Annotated in this window: 17 protein-coding genes; 3 read left to right on the top strand and 14 right to left on the bottom strand. The window is 59.2% G+C overall.

Annotation, left to right across the window (positions count from 1 at the left end; all coding sequences use genetic code 11):
- Window positions 1-244: 244 nt before the first annotated feature.
- From AB5S05_RS21280 to AB5S05_RS21270, 3 genes are all read left to right on the top strand, one after another.
- Window positions 245-751 carry a DUF2199 domain-containing protein gene (locus AB5S05_RS21280; protein ID WP_369289514.1) on the top strand — a complete coding sequence of 169 codons (507 nt, stop codon included), beginning with the start codon at window positions 245-247 and terminating at the stop codon, window positions 749-751.
- A gap of 107 nt (window positions 752-858) precedes the next feature.
- Complete coding sequence (locus AB5S05_RS21275) at window positions 859-1,347, top strand: GNAT family N-acetyltransferase (RefSeq protein WP_369289513.1); 489 nt, start codon at window positions 859-861, stop codon at window positions 1,345-1,347.
- The gene (locus tag AB5S05_RS21270) at window positions 1,344-1,820 is read left to right on the top strand and encodes a GNAT family N-acetyltransferase (RefSeq protein WP_369289512.1); all 477 of its coding nucleotides are present in this window, start codon (window positions 1,344-1,346) and stop codon (window positions 1,818-1,820) included. The genes AB5S05_RS21275 and AB5S05_RS21270 overlap by 4 nt, the downstream gene beginning before the upstream one ends.
- A 161-nt stretch (window positions 1,821-1,981) precedes the next feature.
- Here the strand turns inward: AB5S05_RS21270 and nahK are convergent, their stop codons facing one another.
- The 14 genes from nahK to AB5S05_RS21200 form a co-directional block, all read right to left on the bottom strand.
- A complete protein-coding gene (nahK, locus tag AB5S05_RS21265) occupies window positions 1,982-4,627 on the bottom strand; it encodes a hybrid sensor histidine kinase/response regulator NahK/ErcS' (protein WP_369289511.1) in 2,646 nt (881 codons plus the stop codon).
- Window positions 4,566-5,720, bottom strand: a complete 1,155-nt coding sequence (gene nosP, locus AB5S05_RS21260) for a nitric oxide-sensing protein NosP (RefSeq protein WP_369289510.1) — start codon at window positions 5,718-5,720, stop codon at window positions 4,566-4,568. The genes nahK and nosP overlap by 62 nt, the downstream gene beginning before the upstream one ends.
- Window positions 5,721-5,876: 156 nt before the next feature.
- Window positions 5,877-6,002: a hypothetical protein gene (locus AB5S05_RS21255; protein WP_369289509.1), complete on the bottom strand. Its 126-nt coding sequence runs from the start codon at window positions 6,000-6,002 to the stop codon at window positions 5,877-5,879.
- Between the two features lie 23 nt (window positions 6,003-6,025).
- Window positions 6,026-7,210, bottom strand: a complete 1,185-nt coding sequence (locus AB5S05_RS21250; protein WP_369289508.1) for a porin — start codon at window positions 7,208-7,210, stop codon at window positions 6,026-6,028.
- A 302-nt stretch (window positions 7,211-7,512) separates the two neighbouring features.
- On the bottom strand, window positions 7,513-10,008 hold the full coding sequence (pqqF, locus tag AB5S05_RS21245; RefSeq protein ID WP_369289507.1) for a pyrroloquinoline quinone biosynthesis protein PqqF: 2,496 nt from the start codon (window positions 10,006-10,008) through the stop codon (window positions 7,513-7,515).
- A gap of 255 nt (window positions 10,009-10,263) precedes the next feature.
- Window positions 10,264-11,898: a BCCT family transporter gene (locus tag AB5S05_RS21240; protein ID WP_369289506.1), complete on the bottom strand. Its 1,635-nt coding sequence runs from the start codon at window positions 11,896-11,898 to the stop codon at window positions 10,264-10,266.
- Between the two features lie 329 nt (window positions 11,899-12,227).
- Window positions 12,228-13,862 carry an acyl-CoA synthetase gene (locus tag AB5S05_RS21235; RefSeq protein ID WP_369289505.1) on the bottom strand — a complete coding sequence of 545 codons (1,635 nt, stop codon included), beginning with the start codon at window positions 13,860-13,862 and terminating at the stop codon, window positions 12,228-12,230.
- A 135-nt stretch (window positions 13,863-13,997) separates the two neighbouring features.
- Complete coding sequence (locus tag AB5S05_RS21230) at window positions 13,998-14,789, bottom strand: enoyl-CoA hydratase (RefSeq protein WP_369289504.1); 792 nt, start codon at window positions 14,787-14,789, stop codon at window positions 13,998-14,000.
- A 231-nt stretch (window positions 14,790-15,020) separates the two neighbouring features.
- Window positions 15,021-16,025 carry a methylenetetrahydrofolate reductase gene (locus AB5S05_RS21225; RefSeq protein WP_369289503.1) on the bottom strand — a complete coding sequence of 335 codons (1,005 nt, stop codon included), beginning with the start codon at window positions 16,023-16,025 and terminating at the stop codon, window positions 15,021-15,023.
- 2 nt (window positions 16,026-16,027) lie between these two features.
- On the bottom strand, window positions 16,028-16,528 hold the full coding sequence (locus tag AB5S05_RS21220; RefSeq protein WP_369289502.1) for a methylenetetrahydrofolate reductase C-terminal domain-containing protein: 501 nt from the start codon (window positions 16,526-16,528) through the stop codon (window positions 16,028-16,030).
- 221 nt (window positions 16,529-16,749) lie between these two features.
- A complete protein-coding gene (locus AB5S05_RS21215) occupies window positions 16,750-18,132 on the bottom strand; it encodes a dihydrolipoyl dehydrogenase (RefSeq protein WP_369289501.1) in 1,383 nt (460 codons plus the stop codon).
- Window positions 18,133-18,209: 77 nt separating this feature from the next.
- A complete protein-coding gene (gene folD, locus AB5S05_RS21210; protein ID WP_438943605.1) occupies window positions 18,210-19,109 on the bottom strand; it encodes a bifunctional methylenetetrahydrofolate dehydrogenase/methenyltetrahydrofolate cyclohydrolase FolD in 900 nt (299 codons plus the stop codon).
- Between the two features lie 11 nt (window positions 19,110-19,120).
- Window positions 19,121-19,996, bottom strand: a complete 876-nt coding sequence (gene purU / locus AB5S05_RS21205; RefSeq protein ID WP_369289499.1) for a formyltetrahydrofolate deformylase — start codon at window positions 19,994-19,996, stop codon at window positions 19,121-19,123.
- 96 nt (window positions 19,997-20,092) lie between these two features.
- Window positions 20,093-21,235 (bottom strand): glycine cleavage T C-terminal barrel domain-containing protein, encoded by a 1,143-nt coding sequence (locus tag AB5S05_RS21200; protein ID WP_369289498.1) that lies wholly within the window; start codon window positions 21,233-21,235, stop codon window positions 20,093-20,095.
- Window positions 21,236-22,426: the final 1,191 nt, after the last annotated feature.

The raw sequence follows: 22,426 nt of genomic DNA, 5'->3' as shown, positions 1-22,426 counted from the left end.
GACATCAGTCATTACTTGATGCACCGTTACAACTGGATCAGACCGCATCAATACAACGACGGGCTACCACCTGCGGTGGCCGAAGAAAAACTTAACCCACTGTCCGGGATGGGTTGACCACTACAATCTACGAACGGAAGTGGGGTAGTAAGTTGCGCTTATTTTTTGGCTTTGGCAAAGCATAGCAGCAGTCAGGCGGACAAGCCGCTGAGTGCAGTGTTAACCAATAAGTAAAATCGAATTTATGGCAGGTATTTTTAGCTTCAAATGTTCATGTTGCGGAAAGCAACACGAAGGATCGCCAAGCTTTGGATTTAAATATCCTGATCCTTGGTTAGGGCAACCTGACAAAATTAAAGAACAGGGCAAAATCGGCGATGATCTTTGTTATTACACCGACGAAGATGGAACTCACTACTTTGCGAGGGTAGTGGTCGAAATCCCAATTCATGGTGTTTCTGAACCTTTTATGTGGGGTGTGTGGGTATCACTAAGTAAAGAGAGCTACGAACACTATATTGAAACGTGGGATGAGCCTGATTTGGAACGTGTGTATTTTGGTTGGTTCTGCAACGCACTTCCGTACTATGAATCCACCCATTCACTGGCTACTGATGTTCATCCGCAGGCAGATGGTACTCGCCCATACCTTTGTCTACACGAGACAGATCACGAGCTTTACCACGATCAAATTAATGGTATCAGTATCGAAAAAGCTCAGAAAATTGCAGAGAGTGTCATGCATGGCTAACAAAGCCGCCAAATTCGTTCCAGCCACAAAAAGCGTGGCCTCCACCGGACTGCCTACGCGTTGCTTCGGCAGCCGTTTACGGCGGCGCTAGACATCGGAAGTCGATCATGTGCGTCGAACAAGAATCACCCAATCAACCAGATGTCATTGCCCTTATCGCCGAACTCGATGCCTACCAGGACTCCTTGTACCCGGCGGAGGCGCGATATGCACTCGACCTCGTATCGCTTTGCAAGCCGAATGTACTGTTTGTCGTCGCGCGGAATGAGCAGCATGTAGCCCTCGGTTGCGGCGCCGTTGTGCTTGAAGACCGCTACGGCGAGGTCAAGCGCATGTATGTACGACCGGAAGCGCGAAACAAGGGCGTTGCACGGCAAATCATCGCGGCCCTGGAAGCGCGTGCGTACGAGTCCGGCTGCCGAGAGCTCATGCTGGAAACGGGCCCGTATCAGCCGGAGGCGCTGCAGTTCTATGGGCGCCAAGGCTACAGACGCCAGGACGCCTTCGGTGCTTATCCAGAGCACCCACTCAGCGTATTTATGGGCAAGTCGCTCTGTTCGCCAACCGTCAGACATACACAGGCGCTTTTTCAGTGATCATCCAAAAGGCCCAAGTAGAAAACTGCGCGGAAATCTACCAACTAATTTCTCTAAAGGCAGAATTCGACCGAAGTACGGGAGGATTTATCGGGGAAATAAGCACATCAGCCGAGACAATAAAAAGCACACTATTTGGCACGCTCCCATATGCCCACGCTTTAATTGCTAAAGAGCAACACCTTACACTTGGATTGGCGCTCTATCACTTCAAATATTCATCATTTTCTGGAAAGCCCTCCATTTGGCTTGATGACTTATTTGTTATTGAAAGTTCCAGAAGCAAAGACATAGGCGCCGGGCTCATGTCACACTTGCAGCTCGATGCCAAAGACCATGACTGCTCCCACATTAGCTGGACAGCCAGCCCAAATAATGAGAGGGGAATGAAGTTCTATAACAATCTGGGTGCTTCAATTGAACGCATGGAGGGCAAGCGGCCATTTTATCGTCTGGGCGTAGTGTATGCCTGACAAGTGACATGAGTGTTTATGCAAGCCGTAAACGCGGGCGCGGTTGCATGCATATTTCCGGCTTGTTGTGGGCATCATCGCACTGAGCGGCCGTGCAGGATCCCGTTGGTCTCTAGAAGAACACACGGACGCGACACAGGGGCGACTAGCCGAAATACCCCCTACCCCTCTTGCCCGCCCCGCTCCAGCAGATGGCTTATCGCGGTCTTCAGCTTCATCGGCCGCACCGGCTTGTGCATCAGGGTGTGGCCGAGTTCGCGCATCTGCTGCTTGAGTTCGTTGCTGTAGTTGGCGGTGATCATCAGCGCCGGCAGCGGCGTGCTGCGCCGGGCGTTGATCTGGGCCACGGCGTCGACGCCGTTGCGCTCGTCGTCGAGGTGGTAGTCGGCGATCAGCAGGTCGGCCTCGGCGTGGTAGTTGTCGACCTGGCGGGCCAGGTCTTCTTCGCTCAGGGCGGTGACCACCTGGCAGCCCCAGCCTTCGAGCAGGGTGCGCATGCCGGCGCAGATCGCCGCGTCGTTATCCAGCACCCAGATGCGCGAGCCGCGCAGGCGCTCTAGCAGCAGGTCCGAGGTGTCGTGGATCACCCGGGCGCGGGGGGCGCGGGTGGTCAGCGGCACCTCGACGGCGAACATCGAGCCCTTGCCCAGGCGCGACGCCACGCGGATGCGGTGACCGAGCATGCGGGCGATCTTGTCGACGATGGCCAGGCCCAGGCCCAGGCCGCGGTCCTGCTTGCGCTGGCCGGCCTCGCCACGTTTGAACTCCTGGAAGATCTCGCCGAGCTTGTCCTCGGCGATGCCGATGCCGGTGTCCCACACCTCGATCGACAGGCTCTGCCGCCGACGCCGGCAGCCGAGCAGGATGCGCCCGCTGCCGGTGTAGCGAATGGCGTTGCTCAGCAGGTTGCGCAGGATGCGCGCGAGCAGCTGGATGTCGCTGCGCACCAGCGCCGAACTGGGCAGGTAGTCCAGGCGCAGGCCTTCGCTGCCGGCGATCTGGTGGTACTCGGCGGCCAGGTTCTCCAGCAGCTCGCTGACGGCGAAGGGGGCGATGTCCGGCTTGATCACCCCGGCGTCGAGCTTGGAAATGTCGACCAGGGTGCCGAGCAGGCTCTCCACGTCCTCCAGGGAATTGCTGACGTTGCGCACCAGGGCGGCGCTGCCGGCCAGTTCGCGCTTCTCCAGCAGGGCGCTGGTGAACAGCCGGGCGGCGTTCAGCGGCTGCAGCAGGTCGTGGCTGACCGCGGCGAGGAACTTGGTCTTGGACAGGTTGGCCTGCTCGGCCTCGCCCTTGGCCTCGCGCAGGCGCGCCGCCATCTGGGTGCGCTCGTCGATCTCGCGACGCAGCTGCTGGTTGACCGTGGTCAGCTCGGCGGTGCGCTCGCGTACCCGCTGCTCCAGGTGCTGGTAGGCCTGGTGCAGGGCCTCGGCGGTGCGCCGGCGCTCGGTGATGTCGCGTATCAGCACGAAGATCCCGACCACCTCGCCACTGGCCTGCCGGTTCGGCACGTAGGAGCGCAGCATGTAGCGCTCCTGGCCGTTGTGGTTGGTCTCGGCGAACTCGAAGGTCACGCTCTCGCCGGACATGGCCCGTTCGATATAGGGCTCCAGGCGCCGGCAGTGCTCCTCGCTGTGCACCGCGCGCAGGCTCTGGCCGAGCATGGCGCCGCGCGGCCAGCAGTACCACTGCTCATAGACCTTGTTGGTGAACTCGTAGACCAGCTCGCTGCTGAGGTAGGCGATCAGCGCCGGCACGTGGTCGGTGATCAGGCGGATCCAGCGCTCGCTCTCGCTCAGCGCCTCGGCGTGGCGATAGCGCTCGGTGATGTCGGTGAAGGTGTTGACGAAGCCGCCGGCCGGCAGCGCATGGGTGCGCACCTCGAGCATGCGCCCGTCGAACAGGCGCTGCTCCAGTTCCTCGATCGGCTGGCCGCTGGCGTCACGGCTGTCCGGGGTCAGCAGGGCCAGTTCGCTGTCGGCCATGACCTCGGCGAAGGGCCGGTGGGCGTTGATCGGCGCCAGGCCGCAGAGGTCGAGGAAGCGGTGGTTCCACAGTTCCAGCTGGCCCTCGGCATTGACCATGGCCATGCCCTGGGACAGGTTGTCGACCGCGCGCTGCAGCAGGCGCGACTTCTGCGCCAGGGCCTGCTCGCGGCGCAGGGTCTCGTTCTGTTTGACCTCGGTGATGTCGGTGTAGAGGATCACCAGCCCGCCCTCGCGGGTCGGTCGCTCGCTGACCTGCACCCAGCGGCCGTCGCGCAGACGGTAGAGCATGTGCTCGCCCTCCTTGCCGCGCTGCTCCTCGACCACCAGGCCGGTGCTCTTGCTCAGGCGCTTGATCTCCGCCAGCCGGGTGCCACTGCCGATGCGCGCGCGGGTGTGCGCCCAGAACGACTTGAAGCGGCTATTGAACAGGACGATGCGCTGCTCGCGGTCGAACAGCACGAAGCCATCGGAGATGCTCTCGATCGCATCGATCAGGTGCTGGTGGGCGGTCTCGGCGCGCAGGCGCGCGTCGCTGAGCAGCTGGTTGCTGGACTTGAGTTCGGCCATCGCCTGGTTCAAGGCATCGGTGCGCTCGCGCACCTGCTCGGCCAGCACCACCGAGTGCTGGAAGGCGGCGTAGGCGTCATCGCCGCGCGAGTGGACCGACTCGACCCGCTCGATCAGCGCCGCGTTGATCCGCTTGAGCTTGCGGTTCTCGGCCTCCAGAAACCGACAGCGCGCCTGCAGCTCGCCGGCATCAGCCTCGACCGGGACGGCCGATGGCGACGCCGGTGAAGGTCTGGTTGATGTGCATGCCATTGAACTGTTCTCCGTAGGTGTTGAAGCCGATCACGCGCTGGCGGCGCAGCAAGTCCGAGACCGGCTCGACACCCTCCTCGGCCTCGATCTCCATGCGCCGCAGGAAACAGTCGCAGCCGATGGTCAGCAGCAACGGCCCGAGGCGCTGGCGCAGGCCCTCGAACACCCCCTCCAGGTTGTCCAGCAGCGAGCCCGGGTGCATGGCGGTGAGGACAATGCCGTTCTCCACCGCGCAGTAGAAAGTCAGGCTGAGGTCCTCGTTGACCCGCTGGATCGAGCGCACGTAGTACTGCTCGCTGATCCGCACGGCCAGCGGATGGGCGGCGAACACCCGGTGATCGAGCTGCTCCAGCGGCACGCCGATCAGCTGGGCATACTCCAGTGCGGCCGGCTCGGCGTTGAGCTCGTAGACCCGGCGGCTGGCGCTGTCGGCGCGGGTGACCACCAGCTTGTCGGCGCAGGGCTCGATGTGGTGGGTGCTGAACACCTCGAAATCCAGCCAGGTATTGAACAGCACCACCACCGCCGCGCCGCTGTGGAACTGACCGCCGTGGTAGACGTGGGTGTGGGTCAGGTGGTTGTCGTCACCGGCCGAGCCGCCGAAGTGGGGGATGCTGCCCAGGGCGGCGCTGAGCGCGCCGAGCACCACCTCCTCGCGGCTGGACAGGCCGTCGAGCAGGGTCAGGGCGAAGCTGTGGCCCTTGATCGAGGCCAACTCGTTGCTGCGGCAGTCCTTGACCAGGCGCTCGACCAGTTGCTGGGCGTCGATCAGGCTGAAGCGCTCCATCTCGTCGATCAGCTCGCTGGCGATGGAGAAGCTGCGGTGATCGAAGCCAATGGCGCTGACACAGCCACGGCCGTAACCCTGGGCGGTGATCTCGCCGGCGCTGGTGCAGCCGACCAGTTCGATCCCGCCGAAGTACTGGTCGAGCACCTCGCCGAGCGCCTGCAGGTCGTACTGGGCCGAGCAGAAGAACAGCACGAAACCCAGGTGTGGATGGATCAACTGGCGCGCCAGCTCCTGCGCCACCTGCTCGACGTCCCTGGCGCTGGAGGTGGCAGTGACGACACCTTCTGTCTGTTGTGGCTGCATGTCCATGCCCCCGGCAAAAGCCCACTTTGCATGAGGGGATTCTACGAAGGACGGCGCAAACGCCCCATGCCACTTGAGTAGCGCCGGTCTAGTCCCTAAGTCGCAAAGCCTGGGCGGAAAAAAGCCCGCGGCGGCGGGCATCGGCGAGCCTGTGGCTCAGAAGAAACGCATCAGCACCACCGGCAAGGCGAGGAACAGGGTCGTCACCGGCACCAGCATCAGCAGCAGATCCAGGGCATAGAGCGGCATCTTCACCTCCAGGAAAAAGCCGGGCAGGACCACCTTCCCGGCTCGTTCGGTACGCCTTACCAGCTCAGCACGGCGCCGACGGCGAAGGTGTCGGTGTCCTCGTTCAGACCGCTGCCGGTGGCGGCGTCGATCTGGTACTGGTTGTATTCGGCGACCAGCTTGAGGTTGTCGTTGATGGTGCGAAAGTAGGCCACGCCGCGGGTCTCGTAGTCGGCGGCGCTGCCCAGGCCGTTGCCGTCGTCCTCGGTCTTGCCATAGGACAGCGCCACGCGGTTCTTGCCGAAGCTGTAGGAGCCCTGCAACAGGTAGCCATCGCTGTCGATCTCGCGCAGCGTCGGCTCGCCGGCATTGTTGGTGAAGAAGGGGTTGATGCCCTCGGCCTGGAAGCCCGAGGCGGTCAGCGAGACGCCCCCCATCTTGGCCTGCACACCGTAACCCAGGCCCTTGGAGGTCACGCTGTCGACCGTGCTGTCGGTGTTGTCCGAGGTCTGGTAGGCGCCGTTGAGCCAGGTGTAGAGGGTCGCCCCGCCGACGTCGAACTGGTAGCTGATCTCGGACTCGAAGCGCGGCTCTTCCTGGTAGGCGCGGCCCACCGCGCTGTCGTCGTTGGTGTCCACCGGGTCCATGATGCCCACGGCGAAACGCAGGCCTTCGGCCAGGTTGTTGTTGCGGTAGGTGATCTGCGAGGTCGGGAACGGGTACGGGTAGCCGGTGCCGATATTACCGAACGATACCCCGCTGCCGTCGACCAGGCCCAGGGTGTCGCTGACATTGCCGTAACCGGCGAGCAGCTCGTCGAGGAAGATATTGGAGCGCGAGAACAGACCGAAGTCCTTGCCCACCAGCACCTCGCCCCACTCCGGGCTGGCCACGGTGCCGTAGAACTGGCGCACGTCGATGGCGGTGGCGGTGCCGTTGGTCTCGCTGTCGTTGATGGTCACCCAGAACGAGGAGCGACCGCCCAGCTTGAGGTCATCGATCTGCTTGCCGAAGTTGAAGCCGATCCAGTTCGGCAGGAAGCCCATCTTCACCCGCGCCTGGCGGCGGTCGTTCAACTCGCCTTCGCGATCGACGTCGCTGTTGACGTAGAAGGCGTTGATGTAGCCATCGGTGGAGAAGGTAGTGTCGTCCTGGTCATACAGGACGATCTCGGCGGCGGCCTGCTGGGCCGTTGCCAGGGCAACGGCGGCCGTCAGGGCCAGGGGCAGGAATCGAGGGGTGGCGATCTTGTTGTTGTGCATAACGCTCTCCACTTGAGGGGCGACTGTCGAGGTCAGTCGGGTCGGAGGCGATTATCGAAAGGGCTCGGCCGCGGCCATAGGCTGCCATGGCACTGCCTGGATGCTGCTTTCGGCGGGCGCGCAGGCGCGCTCGCTTAGGCGTAAGACCACGACCGCCACCGGGCTCGGTCACAAGGAAGCAGGCCGAAGGTCGTAGGTGTCGAGGCTATGCAAGCAGGCGATGAACACGCGTGTGCAACGGCGCCCGCCGGTGGCCGGGCCCATGGGTCGAGTCGCAGTCAGATAGGGCCAGGCGGGCAGAATCAGCCGGCGGCATTGGCCAGCAGGTGCCAGCCGCCGCTGGCCTGGCACAGGGATTGATGCAGGGCCAGCAGGTGCTGGCGCGTGAGCGCGGCCAACGCCGCCTCCACGGTCGCGCCATGGGCCGGCGGCAAGCCGGCCTGATGCTGCTGCCAGTGCAGCTCGGCAAGCTCGGCGGGGCTGGCCGCGCGCTCGCGCAGTTGCCGGCCCAGGGCCGCGGCGGCCGTGCCCAGCGCCGCGTCGTCCAGGTTCGCCAGGCAATCGCCCTGCGCGCCCAGGAAGGCCTCGATGTGGGCGAGTATCTGCGGCACCGAGGCATGGGGCGACTGCACGGCGAACAGGATGCCGCGGCGCCCGTGCACCTGGCGGTAGCCGCAGAACAAGGCATAGCCCAATTGCAGCTCGCTGCGCAGGCGCCGATGGAATGGCCCCTGGAGCAGGTGCGCGAGCAACCGCCAGCCCGCCTCGCTGCGCGCATCGGCGTCCGACTGCGTGCAGAACAGCAGCAGCGCCGCCTCCTCGTCCGCACCAGGCGCCGCGCGCCAGTGGCGCCCCGGCTGCACCGGGGCAGGCGCTGCGGCCGGCGGCAACTCCAGCACCGAGGCAAACAGGCCCTCGATCTCGCGCTGGGCGGTTTCCTCCAACCCCACGCACAGGCCTTCCAGGCGTGCCTGGCGCAGCGCCTGCGCCGGGCAGCCGGGCGCCAGCGGCTCGCGACTGAACAGCTCGGGCAGGCGCCGCAACAACCGCCGGATCGGCATCTCGGCGGCCGGCGCCGGCGGCTTGGGCAGCGCGGTGGAATCGAACAGGCGGCGCAAGGCGTGCGCCAGCACCCTGGGCAACAACTGCGCCGGCCCCTGGAGCGACAGCTGCAGGGCATCGGCTTCGGCCGTCAGCTGCAGGGTGACCCCGACCTGGGCGGCCTGGCCCTGCACCGCGCCCAGGCGCGCCTGGACCAGCGCCTGCAGCCGATCCGCGCTCAACGCCTCGACCAGGCACAGGCGCGCCAGCAGTGCCCCCTGGCCAGGCCCCGCCGCGGCGGCGGTCGGCTGCAGCCAGCGCAGCCGCGCCTCGATCTCCAGGGCCGGCTCGCTGCCGGCCTGCGTGCAGGCAAAGGGATTGGCGGCCGGCAGCTGCCAGGCCCAGTTGCGCGGCGCCGCGGCGATCCGGGCCTCGCTGGCCATGCGCAGCGGAAAGCCTGTGCCCTGCCAGGGCGCCACCACCACGGGGCTGGCGTACAGCGCGATGCAGCGCTCGGTGGCCCGCAACTGCTCCAGCAGGCGCGACAAGACGATCCGCGCCGCCTCGCTCAAGCACTGGCCCGGCGTATCGTCGTCGAGGCCGAGGTCCTGGTGGAACCGCGCCAGGGCCAGGGGCTGCAGGGCCTGCAGCCGACACGCGAGCAGCGCGCGGTAGCGCCCGCGCAGGTCCCCGGCGTCGGCATGGGCGGCGAAGAAGCCCAGCCAGTCCTGCACCGCCGCGGCAATCGCCGCGCGGCTCGCGGGGTCCTCCTCGACATCGGCAAATGCCAGCATCAGCAGCGCCTGGCTGGCGTGGCGATAGAGCACCTGCGCCTGCAGCCCGGAGCACAGGCCGGCCGCGACCAGGCCGGCGCTCAGGCCGCCGCTCGACTCGTCGGCCAGCCAGGTCAGCAGGTAATCGAGCGCCTGATCGAGCGCGGCGCCGGCGCAGGTGCCCGGCAGATCCAGGGCAAAGCCCAGGCGCAGGCAGCAGGCGCCAGGCGCCAGGGTCATGCGCAGCTGCCGCTCGCGCAATGGCAGCAGCGCCGGGGGCGCCGCCTGCACGCTGCCAGGCAGGGCCGGCAGCGCGGCGGCATGACGCCGGGCCAGGGCCTCCAGCTCGGCCGGCGGCTGGGGACCGACCAGCACCAGGGAGCACTGCGCGGCCCGATAGTAGTGGCGATGGAAGTCGCGCAAGGCGCGCTGGAACGCATCGCGCTCCACCATCAGAGTCTCGCGATTGCCAGCGACGAAAGCGCCGCAACCATGGCCGGCCGGCAGCGCCTGGCCCAGTGCCGCCGCGGCCAGGGTAGCGCCGTCCTGGCCGCGGGCGAGGAACTCGGCATGCACCACCTCGCGCTCGCGCAGCTGCGCCGCCGGGTCGAGCAAGGGATGGACCAGCATGTCCAGCAGCCGCGCCAGGGCACCGTCGAGCAGCGCCGCCGGCACCTCGCAGAAATAGTCGGTATGACGCGCCTGGGTCGAGGCATTGACCTGGCCGCCACAGGCCTGGACGAACGCCATCAGGCTCTGCTCGGGCCCGTAGCCTTCGCTGCCGAGAAACAGCAGGTGCTCGAGAAAATGCGCCAGCCCCGGGTACTCGGTCGGCTCGTCATGGCTGCCTGCCGCTACCCGCAGGCAGATGGCGGCCTTGCCCTGCCCCGGCCGGCTCACCAGCGTCAGCGCCAGGCCATTGTCCAGGCGCGACCGCTTGGCAGTGGACTGCAGCGGTTGAACCTGGGCTGGATGATCGGACATGGCGGGATCAGGGTACTGGCGGAGCCGGGCACCTCAGCATCGGCCGCCGCCGGCGCTGGCGCAATAGTCCCTTGGCAGTAGCCGTCTCGGCCAAAAGTCGCACCCGGCTGTATCCGCACGCTGACTGATCTGGCGATGGTCAGCTGACGCTCCCGCCCCTGGGGCGATGCTGAATCGCCCAGGTCGCTGCAGCGGCCCGAAAAACGCAAGCCCGTCACCAACAGATGACGGGCTTGCGAGCAGGCGCAGGATCGATCAGCCGGCCGAGGCCTCGTAGCCATCGGCTTCCCTTATCTGCAGGCTGCGCACGGGTTCGGCCAGCAGGGTGCGATGCAGGGCCAAGGCCATCAGCAGCAGGATCACCCCGATCGGCAGGGCCGCGCAGATGGTGGCGGTCTGCACGCTCTTCAGGCCACCCGACCAGAGCAGGCCGGAGGCGATGGCGCCCACCGCCAGTCCCCAGGCCACGCGACTCCAGGCCGGCGGATGAATGTTGCCGCGCGCCGCCAGGGTACTCACCACCAGGGTGCCGGAGTCGGCCGAGGTGACGAAGTAGGTGACGATCAGCAACGAAGCCAGGGCGCCGAGCAAGCCGCCGATGTTCAGCCCCGAGGACTGCTCGATCTTGTCGAACAGGGTGAACAGCGAGTTGGTGGCATCGGCCTTGGTCGCCACCAGAATGGCACCGCCCTCGAACTTGGCCTCATCGCCGCTCAGGCCTTGGCTCTGCATCTGCTCCTGATGAGTCAGGCGATCGGCCTTCTCGTAGTTCAGTGCGGCGCCGCCGAAGGTGCCGATCCAGACGAAACTGAACAACACCGGGATGATCAGCGAGCCCATCACCAGCTGACGGATGGTCCGGCCGCGGGAGATGCGCGCGATGAAGGTGCCGACGAAGGGCGCCCAGGTCAGCCACCAGGCCCAATAGAAAGCGGTCCACCAGTTCTGCCAGCCGGCATCGTTCTGGGTGTCGCTCCACAGGCTCATGCCGATCACGCTCTGGGCGTAGCCGGAGGTGCCTTCGAGGATGGTGTTGAGGATGTAACGGGTCGGACCGAAGGCCATGACCGCGGCCAGGATCACCAGCGACAGGCCCATGTTCCACAGCGACAGCAGCTTGATGCCGCGATCGACACCGGACACCACCGACATGATGGCGACCAGGGAGATGCCCAAAATCAGCGCCATCTTCATGCCGATGCCCAACTCGGTGCCGGTCAGGGTCTTGATCCCGGTGGCCAGCTGCTCGACACCCAGACCGAAGGAGGTGGCGATACCGAAGGCGGTCACCACCACGATCAGGATGTCGAAGATCGCGCCCAGCCAGCCGTTCATGCGCTTCTCGCCGAACAGCGGCTCGAGGGTGGCACGGATCGACAGCGGCTTGCCCTTGCGGAAGGCGAAATAGGCCAGGCACAGTGCCGGCACCAGGTACAGGGCCCAGGCGTGCATGCCCCAGTGGAAGAAGGTCACGCGCATCGCCGACTCGGCCGCCTCGGCGCTCAACGCCGTGGTGCTGAACGGGTTGCCGGCGTAGTGCCACATCGGCTCGGCCACCGACCAGAACAGCAGGCCGATGCCCATGCCGGCACTGAACAGCATGGACAACCAGGATATGGTGCTGAATTCGGGTTTCTCACCATCCTTGCCGAGTGTGATATTGCCGAAACGACTGACCATCAGATACAGCAGGTAAACCAAGACACCCGAGGCCATGGCCAGGTAGAACCATTTGAAGTTCAGCAGAATACTGTTGGAAAACTCGCCGAATACAGTGCCGGCCTGCTCACCCATCAACGCGCAAAAGGCGACGAAGGCCACGATTATGGCTGTCGATACGAGAGTAATCCTCGCATCGACGCCCCGGAACATACCGCTGGAATTGTTCATATCAAGTTCTCCATTGTTATAGTTTGATATGTCTGATGTACCAATTTACGAACGACTCTTGATGAGCCGGCAAGAAGCTTCTGGCGCACGCCTCCACGCGGACAGACCTATAAGGAGTCCACCAATACCTGGTCAATCGTTAGTAGTACCGTCTTACTTTCTGCCACGAGCGAGCACTGACTTGGCAAGTCATAACCGCCTGGTAGCCGGCGATCCTCGGCACAAAGGGTTTGCTGCGAAAACGACCAGCCTGTTGAATAGGCCGCGTCTAAACCAAGCAGCCTCGACAAATACGGATTATCGAGACTACTTTCATTTTCGCCCTGAAATCATGCAGCCCCAGCCAATTTTTGCCTGAGATGAAATTTCTGTATCTTTCCAGTAGAAGTTGTCTGCAGATTTTCGAATATTATCTTCTTCGGTGTCTTGAAGCTCGCCAGGCGCTCCTTGCAATAGCTGATCAATTCCGCCTCGGACACGGCACAACCATCACGAAGCTGCACAAATGCGGCGGGAACTTCACCCCACTTGCTATCTGGCATGGCCACGACAGCCACCATGTGAACGCTCGGGTGACTATCGATCACACTCTCCACCTCTAATGAGGAGATGTTCTCGCCGCCAGATATAATTATATCCTTTAGCCGGTCGGTAATTTTCAGGTAGCCATCTGGGTGAACCACGGCCAGATCACCGCTATGAAACCAGCCTCCCGAGAAAGCTTCCTTGGTCGCCTTTTCATTCTCAAGGTAACCCTTCATAACGATATTTCCCTTGAACATGATTTCGCCAACAGTTTCCCCATCAAAGGGAACTGGCAGCAGCGTCTCCGGATCGAGTACGGCGACCTCCTCCTGAAGCGGATAGGCGACTCCCTGCCTGCCATTTAGCAAGACACGTTGCTCCAACGGAAGATTGTCCCAATCAGCATGTTTTGCACAAACAGCCGCTGGCCCATAGGTCTCGGTCAACCCATAGACATGGGTAAGGTCAAACCCGATATTCTCCATTCGCTCTAAAATGGACGCCGGTGGCGCCGCGCCGGCGATTAAGCCATGGACCTTGTGACTAAACTCGTCCACGCCACCCTGGACGGCATCTGCAATCATCGAATGGACAATTGGGGCGCCACAGTAGTGGGTAACACCATGCCTCTTGATCAACGCCACTATCTGCTTGGCATCGACACGCCGCAAGCACACGTTGGTTCCCGCAATTGCCGCCATGGTCCAAGGAAAGCACCAGCCATTACAATGAAAAAGTGGCAGGGTCCACAGGTACGTTACTTCTTGCGGCAAGCTCCATGAGAGCACATTACTCACTGCGTTTAGGTAGGCGCCGCGGTGATGGGTTACCACGCCCTTGGGATCTCCTGTCGTACCAGAGGTATAACCAAGTGCTATCGCGTCCCACTCATCGCTCGGCAGTTGCCACCCACCAACGTCTGTTTCAGCATCCAGCAAAGTCTCGTACTCGAGGTCGCCCACCTCAGAGCCTTGGGTATAGCTGTCGTCCCGCACGTTAATGACAACGGGGCTACGCCCCTCAAGCAGGCTCAATGCCTTCGAAACCACACCGGCTAACTCTGGATCGACCAGAAGAACTTTCGTCTTACTGTGCGACAAGATAAAAGCGACAGCAGCAGCATCCAGGCGAATATTGATGGCATTGATTACCGCGCCCACCATGGGAATACCAAAGTGCGCTTCATACATTGCCGGAACGTTCGGCAGCATCGTCGCTACCACATCACCTCTTGACACACCGAGACGCTTAAGCGCCGAGGCCAGTTTACAGCAGCGCTTGTATGTCTCGGACCAGCTGTACTCGATCTCGTTATACACAACGGCTTTTCTATTCGGATAGACACTGGCCGCACGCTTGATAAAACTCAACGGAGACAGGGATACATAGTTGGCCGAATTTTTGGACATAAGATCATTGAAGGCGCAAACACCGCTCATATACCCTCCTAACACTTCATTATGACGATTATCTTGCTACTAACGAACCGCAACCCGGATAGCAATCAACCCAGCTCGCACCCTTCACCCGCGAACACATTGTCTTCATCCTGACGCCCTTCCAGCACGGGACATTCATCTTGAAAAAACAGGCGTCCGCTTCTCCAGGAAGGCATCTATTCCTTCACACGTATCGAGTTCCATCATGTTTTTTGCCATGACATCTCCAGCCATTGCATAGGCATCAGCCAGGGGCATCTGTCGCTGCGCATGAAACATCGACTTACCGTAACGAATGGCGTTTGCGTCTTTACTCAAGATCTGCTTGAGTTTTTCTTCAACCGCATGATCCAATTCATCGGCAGCGACGACCTGGCTAATCAACCCCCAATCCAACGCCGTTTCCGCATCAATAAAGCTACCGGTACACAGCATATCGAATGCCCGCTTGGATGAAATGTTGCGCGATAATGCAACAGCAGGCGTGGAACAAAACAGACCAACATTGATTCCCGACACGCCAAATTTTGCAGCTTGGGAAGCAATCGCCAGATCACAACTGGCCACCAACTGACAACCCGCAGCCGCAGCAATTCCTTGTACCTTTGCAATGACCGGTACAGGAAGCGATACAATACTCTGCATCACTTTGCTACAGGTCGCGAACAGACCTTTGTAGTAATTGAAATCCCAGTTCGAGCGCATTTCCTTCAAGTCATGTCCCGCACAAAATGCCTTGCCGGCCCCAGCGATGACGACACATCTGACGCTAGCATCCTCTCGAGCACAATCCAACTCATCCTGCAATTCCTGCAGCATCGCCTCAGAAAGCAGATTGAACTTCGACGGGTTATTCATCGTAAGAAACACAACACCGTCGCGTTTCTCTTTTATCAAATTATCGGAAGTAACTTTTTTATCACTCATGACAAGCTCCCGTAGCTTTCGTACTTTCAATGCGCCACCATCAATCCGAACTCATGGTTCAATGATAGTCGTCTCGACACGGCCTCGCGGCTGCGCTTGTTACCGATGTCAGGCTCATGCCTAGATCGCGCCACCTGATCCAGAACCACGATATCCGTGCAGTCATCCAGGTCTTTCTGACCCATCTGCTCTCAGGCTCTTTGTTACGCCGGCTAGGCTAACGATCCAGATTCATCGACTAGCCTGCACACTTCCCGGATACCATGGCTCACGCTTGCCCAACACTCCGGCCGCTTGAACCATCTCGACAACGGTTTCCTCCATGCGGAACGCCATGACATGCACACCGCTAATACCTTTGATCTCTTTGATCTGCTGCATCATTTCAATACAGATCTTCTTACCCTCTTCCTTTTGATTCTCGGCGCCAGTAAGGCGCTTGATAATCGCATCGGGAATATGCACGCCAGGCACCTTAGAACGGATGAACTCGGCGCCACGGGCGGAGGGCAACGGTCCCACACCCACCAGGATAAAAATTTTCTGGTCCAGCCCGCGGTCACGCACTTGCTTCATGTATTCCTCTAGCAAAGGAATATCGAAACAGTACTGAGTCTGTACAAATTGAGCCCCAGCGGCGATTTTCTTGGCCAGCCGCGTCACTCGGAACTCATGATCCGGCACGAAGGGGTTGGCGGCTGCGCCCATAAACACCTCAGGCGGCGAGCTCAACAGGCGACCACTCTGGAACCGGGCGTCATCGCGCATGCCGCGAATGATTTCCAAAGCAGACATACTGTCCAGGTCGAACACAGGTTTGGCGCCGGGATGGTCGCCGACTTGGACGCCGTCGCCACTCAAACACATAATGTTCGAAACCCCCATCGCAGCCGCTCCCAGGACATCCCCCTGGATGGCGATGCGATTCCTGTCACGGCAAGATATCTGCATGACGGGTGAGTATCCGAGCCTGCTCAGCAGCGCACAGACGGCGAGGCTGGACATGTGACAGCGGGCGCCGGATCCGTCGGTGGCGTTCACCCCATCAACGACGCCGTCAAACACCCGCACTCGCTCATATACATCCTCGGCGCGCGCCGAATCCGGCGGAGCCAACTCGGTGGTAACCGCAAAGTGCCCCTGTCGAAGGGCATGCTCCAGTTGGCTGGTAGATGCATAACCCTCAGCCACGGCATGAGGCGCAGATGGGGCAAAGCTGATCGATTCGCTAGCCAATCTCATTCTCCCTTTGCCGATGCCTGTGTAGCGCTAGGGTTCTTCAGCGCTTGCTTCTCCAACCCTTTTTCTTGGGCTATCCGCAGCCAGGAAGACGAGCCTTGCAACCTGTGATCTACCGGCAACTGCACAACCTTGATCAAGTCGCCACCCTGCATCTTCTGACTGCCTCTGGCCGCTTCGACAAACACACAACGCATGTCTGCATTCACTTCGCAATTGCCATTACTGCGGACCCCACCGCAGGGACCGTTTCTCAGCGTTTTGGGACAATTCATCGGACAGGACATCCCATTCGACGAAAGCATGCATTGACCGCACATCCGACAGTCAAAAAGAAATCCTTTGATCAGCTGCTCGGCTGCAGCCACTGGCCTTTCGATACGTTGATAGCCGATCGCGCTCCAAAGCGGATGCAAGGCCACCATCACCGCCTCAAACTTCGTATATAGATGCTCAAGGAAACCTGCATTATCTACCGACCAGTAACGGACTCTTCTCACTGCTTTCTCCCGCGAAAAACTTTAATACTGGCTAAGCGGCAAAGGCGCTTGATAAACCATTGCCAAACGCTTGATTTGACGACGCCAAGCCAAGCTAGCCAACAAGCCCCACATGTCTATGAACCGCCGGGGCCGACGGAGATAAATCGCCGAACTGGAACCTCAGGCAGTGACATCTTTTTATGCATCACCGCCGATTCAAGGCAAGCCACCAGGAAAGATCACTTGAGCTTGAACCTTGCTTGATTCAAAACGTTACGCAACACTTCCTCAGCACTGGGGTGGTATATCGGCATTTCCAATACTTGATCAGCAGTCATCTTATGAGTGATCGCCAGCGCCAACAGGTGGGCCAAATGTTCGGCATGAAACCCCAACAACTCGGCGCCCAAGACCACGCCCGACTTGGCATCCAAGTAGACTTGAATTCTGCCCTGGGTTTTATTCCATACTTCATGCCGCGGCCCTCTAAAGGGCAAGTCACCAATCACAAGATCCACGCCCTGCAACTGCCTGAAGCTTTTCCCCACGATCGCCATTTGCGGGTCAGTAAAGTAAATACCCAAATGAACCTTTCTTACCCCTTTCACTTCTTCTGGGAAACTTACCGCACTGTCCCCGGCAATCCGACCTTCATCATAGGCCTCGTGCCATAAAGGCAGTTCGTCGGTAGCATCGCCTGCAACATAGATCGGGCTATTACCACACTGCATTGTTTCAGAGTCAAAACAGGGGAAGCCGTTCTGGTTAAGCTCAACACCTGTACTCTCGATATTCAGCCTATCAATATTCGAGACTCTGCCCACCGCAACCAGCAATGAATCGAACCCCCTGACAATCGTTTCACCACTGGCCAACCTGTATTTGACCCAGGCACAGTCCTCATCCTCCCAGGCGTCCAGCACTTCGCCCCGAGGTATGATATCCAGGTCGTTGCTTAAAATATCCAGCGTCTCGGCCTGCATATCAGGATGTGTTAGATCGCCAATCCGCCCGGAACGACCGAAAAATGTCGTTTTTACACCAAGGCGGTGAAACGACTGGCCTAGTTCCAGTGCAATTACTCCCAAACCGATTACGCCAAGCGACTGAGGCAGGCCTTCAATTTCAAAAATATTATCGCTTGTATAAAGCCTCTTTTGGACTTTCTTGAATACGTCAGGAATATGCGGTCGCGAACCGCAAGCGATAACAATCTTTTCAGCCTCAATCTCCAGTTCATTGTCGACCACAATAGTGTTCGCGCCGGCGAACTTGGCAAACCCCCTGAGTTTGAATTCGGCTGGGATATTATCTATCTGTTTCAGAACCCCACCAACAAACTTGTTCGCCCGATCCCTTCTGAGCCGCTCAAAAACTTGAGCACCATCCACGTTGTAGCTTCCATTCACGCCAAAAAAACTTCCTTCATCAATTTCGTGCGCATGATCAGCTGCGGTAATCAGCATTTTACTTGGCATACAGCCGACTCTGGCGCATGTGGTGCCATAGGGTCCATGTTCAATCATGATGAAATTGTCAGTCTTGCGACGAATTCTTGAATATGCACCCAGCCCAGCTGTGCCAGAACCAATAATTACACACTCAATTTTTACTTTGTTCATAACTGACTCCCACCATCTTCAAGCAACATTTATCTGGCACACATGCATTGCAGGCACGCTATACAGGCCAAGTACTTTCACATGGCTTCGGTCGCCAAGCCATTCCGTTTCATGAATGCGCTTTTTTCCTTTGCCACCTTCAAGGTATTCAACAACAAGCAGGCTATGGTCATTGGCCCAACACCGCCTGGCACTGGTGTAATTGCTCCCGCAATTGGCTCGACATTCTGGAAATCAACATCACCTCGAAGTTTACGCCGGCCTTCCTCGTAAACCTCGTTAATCCCAACATCGATGACGGTTGCACCCGGCTTAATCCAGTCTGACTTCACTAGTCCTGCACGCCCAACTGCCGCGACCACAATGTCCGCTCTACGACAGATCTCTTCTATTCCTACGGTATGTGAGTGAACGATAGTCACCGTACAGTTTGCCTGGAGCAATAGCATTGCCATCGGCTTGCCGACAATGTTCGAACGACCTACGACCACCGCGGACTTACCACGTAGATCCTCGTAGACCTCTTGCAACATGATCATGCAGCCCTGAGGCGTGCATGGGACCAGCGCTGGCTGGCCCGACGCTAGGGCTCCGACGTTCTGAGGATGGAAACCATCAACATCTTTACCGGGGGCAATAGCGGCTATGACTTCATCTTCACTCAAGTGAGAAGGCAACGGTAACTGCACTAAAATGCCATGCACCGTTGGATCTCTGTTCAATTCCAGAATTAACTTGTTCAACTTCTCCTGAGACGTATCTGCATCGAAACGGTACTCGATGGACAGCATTCCCACCTCAGTTGCACGCTTCGCCTTGTTACGCACATAAACCTGACTGGCAGGGTCATCACCCACCAATATAACCGCCAGCGCGGGAACCACGCCGCGCTCGGCCTTCAGGATCTCAACTTCGCGGGCAACCTCTTCCAGTACCTGCGCGGACAACAGTTTGCCATCAAGAATATGAGCCATGATATAGATCGCTCTTATTTGAAAATAACTGTTTTGTTTCCATCGAGGAAAACGCGGTGCTCAATATGCATTTTTACCGCGCGCGCCAGCGCCATCGTCTCGGTATCGCGTCCCACGGCAACCAACTCTTCTGGGCAGTAGCTATGGTCTACGTGTTGCACGGCCTGTTCGATAATAGGGCCTTCATCCAGGTCGGACGTCACGTAGTGTGCCGTTGCGCCTATGAGTTTCACGCCTCGCTCGAACGCCTGGTGGTATGGCTTGGCACCTTTGAATCCAGGCAGGAAAGAGTGATGAATGTTGATTGCTCGACCGCGCAGTTTATTGCACAGGTCATTTGAAAGAATCTGCATATAGCGGGCAAGTACCACAAGGTCGGTACCTGTTTCATCCACTATATTAAGAAGCTCCTGCTCCTGATCGAGTTTATTATCCTTTGTAACTGGAAGGTACACGAAGCGGATTCCCTCCCGCTCCACCATTGCCCGGAGATCGAGATGGTTGGACACTACCGCCGTGATCTCGATAAACATCTCGCCTTTGCGGTAGCGATAAAGCAGATCATCCAGGCAATGATCGAATTTCGATACCATCAGAAGTACTTTCTGCGGCTTGCAAGACTCATGCATCGACCAGTCCAGGCTATATTTATCAGCCAGGTCGGTAAATCCGCTTCTGAGATCTTCGATGCCACAGCTCGCTTCATCGAGCGCATCGAAGACCAAACGCATGAAGAATTTGCCGGTACTCTTGTCATCGAACTGGGACAACTCAGCGATATAGCAACCGCGATCAGACAAATAAGACGCTATACCTGCCACGATGCCCCTAGCGGTATCACAGCTGACCTTGAGAATAAACTTATTTGGACTTTGCGAATATCTTTGCATGGCAGCACACCCGTAAGTACGAACAATACACACACTCAGCAAGCACCAAAGATACAACCCGAAACCCTTGATGCTGCTGCATTTGCTTCTAGACGATTAACTCGCGGCAATCTTCTTCTTTGGGTCAAAGAATGGTGTCTCAACGACAGTCGCGTTCATTTCCCCGCTAGGAGTTTGTACTTTTAAGGCTGTACCAATGGCGGACTGCTCGATACTCACCATGGCCAGTGCAATATTTTGCTTGAGACGCGGAGAATGCACGGCCGAGGTGACTTTACCTACCTGCTCGCCGTTATCCTCTACAGGCCAGAACCTGGTATTGGGACCTTCAAGGACGGGGCCATCGATAATCAGACCAACCTGCTTGCGTGACACGCCCTTGTCCTTAATGCTTTGCAAAGCTGATTTCCCTATAAACTCAGCCTCCATGTCCAGGTTGACCAAACGATCCAAACTCAACTCATAGGGATTGGTGTTGATGTCCATATCGGCGTGATATGACAGCATGCCACCCTCGATTCGGCGAATTGTCGACGTATGCCCAGGCTTGAGTCCGAAAGGCGCACCAGCGTCCATGATCCGTTCCCACAGAGCGTCTCCCTTCGAGCTATCCCTCAGATAAATCTCATAGCCAAGCTCACTCGACCACCCGGTCCGGGAAACGATCAGCGGGATACCGTCCAGGTCATATTCGCGCAGCCAGTAGTACTTAAGGTCATAAATACTCTCGCCGAACAGTGCATTCATTACTTCGCCGGACTTCGGACCTTGCAACTGCAACGGTGATACATCCGGCTCGCGAATCTGGACATCCAGCCCAGAGTTGATGGCGACACCTTGCGCCCACAGCAAAATGTCGCTGTCAGCAAGGGAAATCCAGAAGTGATTTTCGCCGAGACGCAGCAGAATCGGATCATTCAGAATTCCGCCATCGGCATTGGTGATCAGGACATACTTACACTGCCCCACCGCGCACTTTGAAAGATCTCGCGGGGTTAGCAACTGCGCAAACTGTGCTGCATCAGGCCCAGTAATCTCTACTTGGCGCTCAACTGCCACATCACAAAGAATTGCGTCATTGATTAGATTCCAGAAATTTTGTTCGGGGCTACCAAAGTCGCGTGGTATATACATGTGGTTATACACGGAAAAGCCGGTTGCACCCCAGCGAACCGTTGCATCAAAGTAGGGAGATTTGCGAATTTGAGTGCCAAAACCGAATTCTTCTTTTTTAGCCATTTCCTGATCCTCGTAGAGAGTTGGTTCTACCAGCCACCGCTGCAATAGAATTGCGAGTTATAAAGTACTCACGCTCAAACAAATGATATATCCCGCCTAGATAATCAGTGGTCTAACCAGCCCCCGAAAATCCGTTGATCGGACCTTCTTTCTGGAATTTCTAGTCCGTTTGTACTTTTCTTGGGCTAGGCCGGTACGTTTCTCTGCCTGAGGGTCGTCCCGATACTGCATAAGCGGGCCCACGCCGCGAGGGATATGCACCGCCGGACAGCCTGCCAAGTGAAGTTCCGCATCATTGAAGCGTTGGCCGGTCGCTGCCCGTGGCCCCTAGGTGGCGCCTGCTGCGGGTAGCGCACGGTGGCTTCCGTGCCTGGCAACAACGCCCCACTTCGGCGAGAGAGATGGCGCTGCGGCGTCTGAGCAAGGGATTCGCGCAATCCACACCATGAGGTGAACCGAACCTACCGCTATCGCCGAATCGTCAGGACATTGCGCTTTTCGGGCAGCCTGATCATCGCCATCCTCAAGCAGTCGGGACGGCAGCCCAGCCCCTAAGCTGCGCCGCTTGCACGGTTTCAGTGCGGTGAGCGTCTACAAATGGGGGGGGCGGCGGTATGGACGCCGCATTGATGGCATGGGGCGCGAACTGGAAGAGGGAAACCGCCGCCTCACGAGGATATATGCCGAGTAGTGGCGCCAGGCCGTGATCATCCGAGAGGCAATGACACATAGGAGTGAGGCCATCTCGGCGGAGAAGGATGGCCCAGCACAAGGTGCGCTCGGACCCGTCGGTATCAAGCGCGGACGCGTGGCTTTCGCTGTCAACGCTGCCCGCTCGTGGCTGGAGGGTGCGCGTAGCCGGCGATTCGGCTCGTGCTTGCGTACCTGCGCAAGGTAAATGGCCATCGCAGGCACCTGCGCCAAACAGAAGCCGGCCCGTGTGACATCTTCGCTCATCGTGGCCGAACCGAATGGGATAGCAACCCGCCGCTGACACGGATCGTTGGGCCGCCTGTTGCGCTACCTGGCAGTCCGAGCGGCGCAGCGGGACGTCAGCTATTACCTAAGGATGGCCTGAAAAAGACTTCCCGAATCTGCTGAAATACGCCGATTCCACCATTCGAGCTCTTCCATGAAGCAGATGACCTTTGCCGATGCTGAGTACGCCGGCAAGCGCAAGCAGACCCGCAA

It is taken from the genome of Pseudomonas zhanjiangensis (genome assembly GCF_041027545.1).
GTDB classification, from domain to species: Bacteria; Pseudomonadota; Gammaproteobacteria; order Pseudomonadales; family Pseudomonadaceae; genus Aquipseudomonas; species Aquipseudomonas zhanjiangensis.
This window is presented reverse-complemented; position numbering and strand designations above follow the sequence as displayed.